A 7,171-nucleotide genomic window follows, 5' to 3' on the forward strand; every position below is an offset into this window, starting at 1 on the left:
AAGACAGTATGCCCCTGAAATCATAGGGTGGCTAACCAGACTGGCCCCTCGGCCACCCGACTCATTGGATCCCACAGGAATCGACCGTGACAGAGAAAACCCTCGCAGACTGGCAGCAGGCCGCTGCCGACATTCGTATCGACGGGCGCGCCTTCATCAACGGCCGTCGCGTGGATGCCGCCTCCGGCCAGACCCGCACCACCTATAACCCCGCCACCGGCCAGGCTCTGGCGGAGGTGGCCAATTGCGCTCCCGCCGATGCCGATGAAGCCGTGCGCATAGCGCGGGAAACCTTCGAGCAGGGTACGTGGGCAGGCATGCCCGCGGCAGAGCGCAAAATGGTACTGGTGCGCTGGGCGGAGTTGATCGAGCAACACGCCGACGAACTGGCGTTACTGGAGACACTCGATGTAGGTAAGCCGATTGCCGATACGGTGAACGTGGATGTGCCCTCCTCCGTGCGCACCATCCGCTGGACCGGTGAAGCCATCGACAAGGTGTACGACCAGATCTCACCCACTCGCGACAACTGTATGGGCCTGATCACCCGCCTGCCCCTGGGCGTGGTCGCAGCGATCGTACCCTGGAACTTCCCCCTGTCCACAACGGCCTGGAAGTTGGCCCCGGCGCTGGCCACCGGCAATTCGGTCATCCTGAAGCCCGCGTCCAACACGCCGCTGACCGCGCTGCGTATTGCCGACCTAGCCACCCAGGCGGGGCTGCCCGACGGCGTGCTGCACGTATTACCGGGGCCCGGCGGCAGCCTGGGCGAGCATATTGCCACGCACATGGGTATCGACGGCCTGACATTCACCGGCTCCACCCCCGTGGGCAAGCAGCTCATGGTGTACTCGGGGCAATCCAATTTGAAGCGCGTATTCCTGGAATTGGGCGGCAAGAGCCCCAACATTGTGTTCCCGGATGCTGACATCGACAAAGCCGCGAGCGCCGCTGCCTTGGCGGTCTACTACAACGGCGGCCAGACCTGTACTGCCGGCACCCGGCTGATTGTGCACGAATCAATCCACGATACCTTTATTGAGAAAGTCATCGAAGCTGCCAGTGGCTGGGCGCCCGGCAACCCCCTGGACCCCGCCACCGCGATGGGCCCCATGGTGGACAAAGGCCAGTGCGATACCGTGGCCGAGTATGTGGCGATTGGCCGCGATGAGGGCGCCAAACTGGTCGCCGGCGGCGGTACGGTGATGGAAGACACCGGTGGTCATTATCACGAGCCGACGATCTTCGCCGGCGTAAACAACCAGATGCGGATTGCGCAGGAAGAAATTTTCGGCCCCGTACTGGCAGTCATACCCTTCAGCACCGAAAGTGAGGCGGTAGCCATCGCCAACGATTCGATCTACGGGCTGGCCGGCGCCGTGTGGAGCCAGAATATCAATACGGCACACCGCGTGGCAGAGCAGGTGCGCGTTGGCACCATGGGCATTAACAATTACTTTGGCGGCGACATTACAGTGCCCTTCGGCGGCTTCAAGGAGAGCGGCAATGGCCGCGACAAGTCCATGCATGCCTTCGACGATTACACCGAGCTCAAGACAACCTGGCTTGAATTCGATTAGGCCCGGGATGAAAGCCAAAGTGTTTGTCCGGGCAATCCCGATAAATACTGGTACGATGACCGATATTTTTCACCACAGGAAATCCTGAATGACCCAGTCACAGTTTCTCCCATCCTCCGCCCGTATCGTCATCGTGGGAGGGGGCGTCATCGGTAACTCTGTGGCCTATCACCTGGCCCACATGGGCTGTGACGATGTCGTACTGCTCGAGCAGAACGACATCACCTCGGGAACCACCTGGCATGCCGCGGGCCTAATGGTCACCTATGGCAGCCTGTCATACACCACCACGGAAATTCGCAAATACACCCGCGATCTCTACGCCCGCCTGGAAGCGGAAACGGGCCAGGCGACCGGCCTCAATCAGTGCGGCTTTATTGAAGTGGCTACGGACCCGGACCGGCTCGAAGAATTCCGCCGAGCATCGGCCTTCAACCGCTATTGTGATATCGACGTGCAGGAAATTTCACCCCGCGAGGTACAGGAGCTTTTTCCCCTGGCCGACGTCGACGATGTGCTGGCAGGGTTTTATGTGGCGGACGATGGCCGGGTGAACCCGGTAGATGTCACCATGGCACTGGCCAAAGGCGCCAAGATGAAAGGCGTCAAAACCTTCACCGGGATTGCCGCTACAGGCATCACTCGGCACAACGGCCGCGCTACAGGCGTTATCACCGACCAAGGCACCATCGCCTGCGAGTACGTGGTGAATTGCGCCGGCATGTGGGCGCGCCAGTTTGGTGAGGAGCATGGCGTGGTGATTCCCAACCAGGCCGCCGAGCACTACTACCTGATTACCGAATCGATTCCCGGCATCAGCAACAGCTGGCCGGTACTGGAAGACCCATCAAAATACGGCTATTACCGCGAGGAAGGCGGCGGCATGATGGTGGGGCTATTCGAGGGTCACGCCGCTCCCTGGCGGGTGGAGGGCATCCCTCGGGATTTCTCCTTTGGTGAACTCGAGCCCGACTGGGAGCGCATGACGCCCTACCTGGAAGCAGCCATGAGCCGGGTACCCGTCACACTTGACTCAGGCATCAAGAAATTTTTCTGCGGCCCGGAAAGCTTCACGCCTGACCTCTCGCCCCTAATCGGCGAAGCCCCTGAACTCCAGAACTACTTTGTGGCCGCCGGCATGAACTCGCTGGGCATTCTCACCGGCGGCGGCATGGGTCGGGTACTGGCGCACTGGATTCTCAACGGCCAGCCCGATGTTGATGTAACTGGGTTCAATATTGACCGCGCAGCTCGCTACCAGGCCAACCCGGATTTCCGCCGGGATCGCGGCAAAGAGACGCTCAGCCTCATGTACAAGTGCCACTACCCGACCAAAGCCATTGAGACGGCACGCAATGCCAAGCGCTCTGCGCTACACGATCGTCTCGCAGCCCAGGGCGCCTACTTTACGGAAACCAGCGGCTGGGAATCGCCAGCATGGTTTGCAGCGCCCGGGGAAACACCCGCCGAAGGTGAGCTGTCGTTTGGGCGCATGCACTGGTGGCCTCACTGGGAGACGGAGCACCGCGCCTGCCGCGAGGGTGTGATTTTGATGGACATGAGCTTCATGTCGAAGTTTATGGTGCAAGGCCGCGATGCCGGCGCCGTACTGGACCGGGTATCCGCTAATCGCGTCAATGGCGCATGCGGCCGCATTACCTACACCCAATGGCTGAACGAGGCAGGTCTGCTGGAAGGCGATCTCACCGTCACCAAGCTCGAGGAAGACAAATTCCTGGTGGTAGTGGCCGACNCCATGCACCGCCACACCGAGACCTGGCTGCGCAGGCATATTGAAGACGACGAATTCGCCACCGTCACCGACGTCACCGGCGCTCTCACCCAGATCAACATCCAGGGTCCGCGCAGCCGCGAACTGCTGCAATCTGTCACCTCTGTCGACATGAGTAATGACGACTTCCCATTCCGCGATGCCCACGATATCGATATCGGCTACTGCCGCGCCCTGTGTATTCGCATTACCTATGTCGGTGAACTGGGCTACGAACTGTATGTGCCCTGTGAATTTGCACTCACCGTGTATGACAAGCTGGTGGAAGCCGGCGACGCTTATGGCCTCACCCACGCCGGCCTGCGCGCCCTGGGCAGCCTGCGCCTGGAAAAAGGCTACCGCGACTACGGCCACGATATCGACAACACCGACAATGCCTTTGATACCGGCTTGGGCTTTGCTGTGGCCCTGAACAAAGAGGCAGACTTCATCGGCCGCGAGGCGGCCCAGGCATTCAAAGACGCGGCCCCTTATCAGCAGCGCCTGGTCTCAGTATTGGTGGAGGACCCGCAACCCATGCTGTGGCATGCGGAAGTGATTTACCGCAACGGCGTGCGCGTGGGCTACATCCGCGCCGGCAGCTATGGTCATACGCTGGGCGGCGCAGTAGGTTTAGCCATGATCGAAGCTGATGAGGTTGTCGACAGTGCCTATCTTGATAGCGGTGACTGGGAAATCGAGATCGCGGACCAGCGCTATCCCTGCCGCTGCTCGCTAAAACCTCTTTACGATGCGGAGATGGCACGCATCCGCGCGTGAATCAGTATCTAGCAAGGTCTTCATCGCAACATCCATCCAGAGCACAAAACGGCATTACGTGATACGGTTTCCATTTTCGTCTACAAAGCGGTTATCGGGCATCCTGTCCAAAAAGTTTCGTGTCAGCTTTGAATTGAACACCTTATCTGCCTCTAGGTAAGGGAAATTCGAGAGGTGTGGATGGGTCAGCGTTGCTTGTACTGAGTGCGGCAGTAGCCGCGCGAGATCTCAGGACTGCGCAACTCCTGGTGTTTGGTATTCCTGCCGCTGACGCGCGCCCGCCAGCGTTTAAAGGATGCAGGCTTGAGATGGCGCCGCATAAACGCAATCACTTCGCTCTCGCCCATCCCAAATTGCTCGTGAATAGCTTCAAAAGGTGTCCTGTCCTCCCAGGACATTTCGATGATTCGCGATTGTTCGTCTTCAGTGAATGTCATAGTGCGTGAATGTCTCAATGGGCAACGTTAGATGGAGAGTGTCGACTGTATATACGGTCGTAAGCTCCTATTGGAGCTAGGGTCGCCGCGTCACACAACAAAAAACTGAATCCCAAGGAATAAGCAGCCACAACGGTGGATATAACGAGGTTAGTGGCTGTACGCCCAGGATTGCTGCAACAGACTACTTACGCTGTCCGCTATCGCCTAATTGCGGTCTTTTGGTATTGTTTCGCAAACGTCCGCTTTCGTCCACAAAGCGGACATTACCCGGCCTGATCCCAAATGACCGCTTTCGCCTACTTTGCGACAAGTGGGCTATGATGCGTTGAAGGTCCTCTTTCGCCGCCCTAGAGGAGAAATATATGGTAGGGTATCTAATAGCAAATTACCGAATAGAAAAAACCGAGGCCTATGAGGCGTACCCTCCGGCGGTGGTTCCAACAATACTTTCTTACGGCGGGGAAGTGCTAGTCGCAGACTACGAAAGCGAAGTTGTTGAGGGTCAGGCTTCAAGTGTATCTATTGTATTGAAATTCCGCAGCAAGGATGACGCGCTCACCTGGTATAACTCTAGTGAGTATCGAGAGATTGTTCATCATCGCACTGATAACTCCGAGGGTTTTGTTCTCTTTGCTGATGAATATGCTATCCCATAATCTTTAGTCGTTGCTCTTATGCTGGTGGCGTTAGCGAGTTGAGTCGGCAGTCTCAAAACGGGCATTCAGTCGAGCCATATTTTCTGCCACCAATTGTCGCCCTGAAGTGTGAGATAAATCGGTTTGTGTCTGGTCTATTTCCACAACTCTATTGCAGGACAATTGAAAGATGAATGAAATTACAAGAGCGCGGGTTGATCGTTGGTGTGGCAGTGCACGCCACCGCCGTCGTACCAGGAGGCGAGCATTTCGATCACGTACACATCACGCCCCGGGAAATAACCCTCGATGCGCTTTCTCGCAGCGGCGTCCAGCTGTTCGTCACCGAAGCCCACAGTGATGACAAATCCATTGCCGACCATCCAGTTGAGGTAATTGGTATCGAATACCTTGTCGCGATAGCTCACCTTGCCATCGATGGGGTCTCGAATCACGTTGAGGCCTGCCCCGGCGATGGTTGCCGCGGCGGCGTCATACACACTGCCGGTAGAACCATCGCCGGGACGGCAACTGGAGGTCTCGGTGCACTGTGAAACCACCACTGTGTCGGCATCGATGAAGCGTGCAAAGCCGTCGATGTGCCCGCGCGTCAGGTCGCCTTCAGGAATCCCTTCTACCATGATCACGCGGGATACGCCGAAGGCTGCTTTGAGATCGTCCACCGCTTGTGCGCGATCATAGCTCGGGTTGCGATCTGGGTCGCCCAGCGTGCTCCAGTTCAACAGCACGGAATCAACACCATTGAACTCCAGGTTGCCACGCTCATGCACGATATCGACAGACTCTACGGTCAGCCCAAGGCGTTCACCCAAGAGTTTAGGTATGCGATCATCACTACGGTAAGGAATATTGCTGCCAAATGCGCCGCCCCAGGCATCAAAGCCCCAGTCCTGGATCACCTGTTTACCGTCGACTTCCAGGTAAACCGGGCCGTTGTCGCGCATCCAGGCACTGTCGTAGGGAATCGAAAGCCACTCGATGTTGGCGTGATCCGGATCCCCGCCGATTGACTCAATGGCCCTTCGCGCGCGCTGTTCAACATTATCTGACAGGCAAAGGATCTTGAGGGGTTGGTAGCGGCTGACGATGGTGGATATCTTCGCAAAAGCCGGCTCGAAAGAGCGCTCGTAGGGACCCGGCCATTGCAACCATGTCGCTGCCTGGGATTCCCACTCAGCGGGTACACGGCGATTGATGTCATCGGCTTGCAGTGCCGGCGCGACGATGAGTGCCGGTATCAGCCATGCCAGAGTGAAGACAGAGGACCACTTCATTGGGTTACATATCCTGATTGCGCTGGGTCAACGTACAAGACTCCGAAATAGCATTCAAGACATGAATGTATAGCTTCATTCCGAAATGTGCAGGACGCGGGAGTCCCATCTACGAAGTATTCCGCCTCACGCCTGCTACGAGGTGGAAGGGGACATGTCCGCTTTCGCCTATTTTGAGTCGTTGGGAGAATCTTGGGCCGATGACCGCTTTATCGGTTGTGCCTTCCTCCGCTGCTCTGTGTACCGCCTCTTGCGTAAACGCCGTGCGATAGCGTTTGTACGCCTTGGGGTTTGTCATTTGACACATCCGCGGGGCTTTCTGGCCCTATTCTAGGTGTTCACGGATTTAGGGCAAAACCACAAAGCGGTCACGATTAGAGGTTGTTGCTCCGCCAACGGTATAGTCCTTCCAGCCTAGTGGTTTTGACGTATTAGTAATCGCACATCTCCATCTTCACGCCGGCTCGCTCCAAGCGGGGCAGAAACTCCAGTCCTAGCGCCGTTGCGGGCGTTACCACACCGAAGGAAATAGGCGGCCGTGTGTTCTCCTCCGCAAGAAAAAGCCCCACCTCCGCTACGATCTTTGAAGTGGATAAGTAGCCAGGATGCCCTTTAGCCCTGGCTTGTGCCCGTATAGAACGCCCTCTGTCAGATTCGCCAAACAGTCTCA

General features: G+C 57.4%; 5 protein-coding genes and 1 pseudogene. 3 read left to right on the top strand and 3 right to left on the bottom strand.

From position 1 onward, the window contains the following. Positions 1-86: 86 nt before the first annotated feature. On the top strand, positions 87-1,580 hold the full coding sequence (locus A3709_RS01160; protein WP_066048767.1) for an aldehyde dehydrogenase: 1,494 nt from the start codon (positions 87-89) through the stop codon (positions 1,578-1,580). Positions 1,581-1,668: 88 nt separating this feature from the next. Beyond that, the gene (locus A3709_RS01165) at positions 1,669-4,131 is read left to right on the top strand and encodes an FAD-dependent oxidoreductase (RefSeq protein ID WP_066048770.1); all 2,463 of its coding nucleotides are present in this window, start codon (positions 1,669-1,671) and stop codon (positions 4,129-4,131) included. Positions 4,132-4,316: 185 nt separating this feature from the next. Here A3709_RS01165 and A3709_RS01170 read toward each other — a convergent pair whose 3' ends face one another. Next, on the bottom strand, positions 4,317-4,568 hold the full coding sequence (locus A3709_RS01170; protein ID WP_066048773.1) for a TIGR03643 family protein: 252 nt from the start codon (positions 4,566-4,568) through the stop codon (positions 4,317-4,319). A 365-nt stretch (positions 4,569-4,933) separates the two neighbouring features. Between A3709_RS01170 and A3709_RS01175 the strand changes: the two genes are divergently transcribed. Then, on the top strand, positions 4,934-5,227 hold the full coding sequence (locus A3709_RS01175; RefSeq protein ID WP_066048775.1) for a DUF1330 domain-containing protein: 294 nt from the start codon (positions 4,934-4,936) through the stop codon (positions 5,225-5,227). A 179-nt stretch (positions 5,228-5,406) separates the two neighbouring features. Here A3709_RS01175 and A3709_RS01180 read toward each other — a convergent pair whose 3' ends face one another. After that, positions 5,407-6,501, bottom strand: coding sequence for an agmatine/peptidylarginine deiminase (locus A3709_RS01180; protein WP_066048778.1), 1,095 nt, complete (start codon positions 6,499-6,501; stop codon positions 5,407-5,409). Positions 6,502-6,932: 431 nt separating this feature from the next. Continuing rightward, positions 6,933-7,171, bottom strand: a pseudogene (locus A3709_RS24375) (hypothetical protein); the annotation flags it as partial.

This window comes from Halioglobus sp. HI00S01, assembly GCF_001635445.1.
Lineage (GTDB): Bacteria > Pseudomonadota > Gammaproteobacteria > Pseudomonadales > Halieaceae > Halioglobus > Halioglobus japonicus.

Coding starts and splice junctions, on each gene's coding strand:
- A3709_RS01170 (WP_066048773.1), bottom strand. CDS start 4,568: ATGACATTCACTGAAGACGAACAATCGCGAATCATCGAAATGTCCTGG.
- A3709_RS01175 (WP_066048775.1), top strand. CDS start 4,934: ATGGTAGGGTATCTAATAGCAAATTACCGAATAGAAAAAACCGAGGCC.
- A3709_RS01180 (WP_066048778.1), bottom strand. CDS start 6,501: ATGAAGTGGTCCTCTGTCTTCACTCTGGCATGGCTGATACCGGCACTC.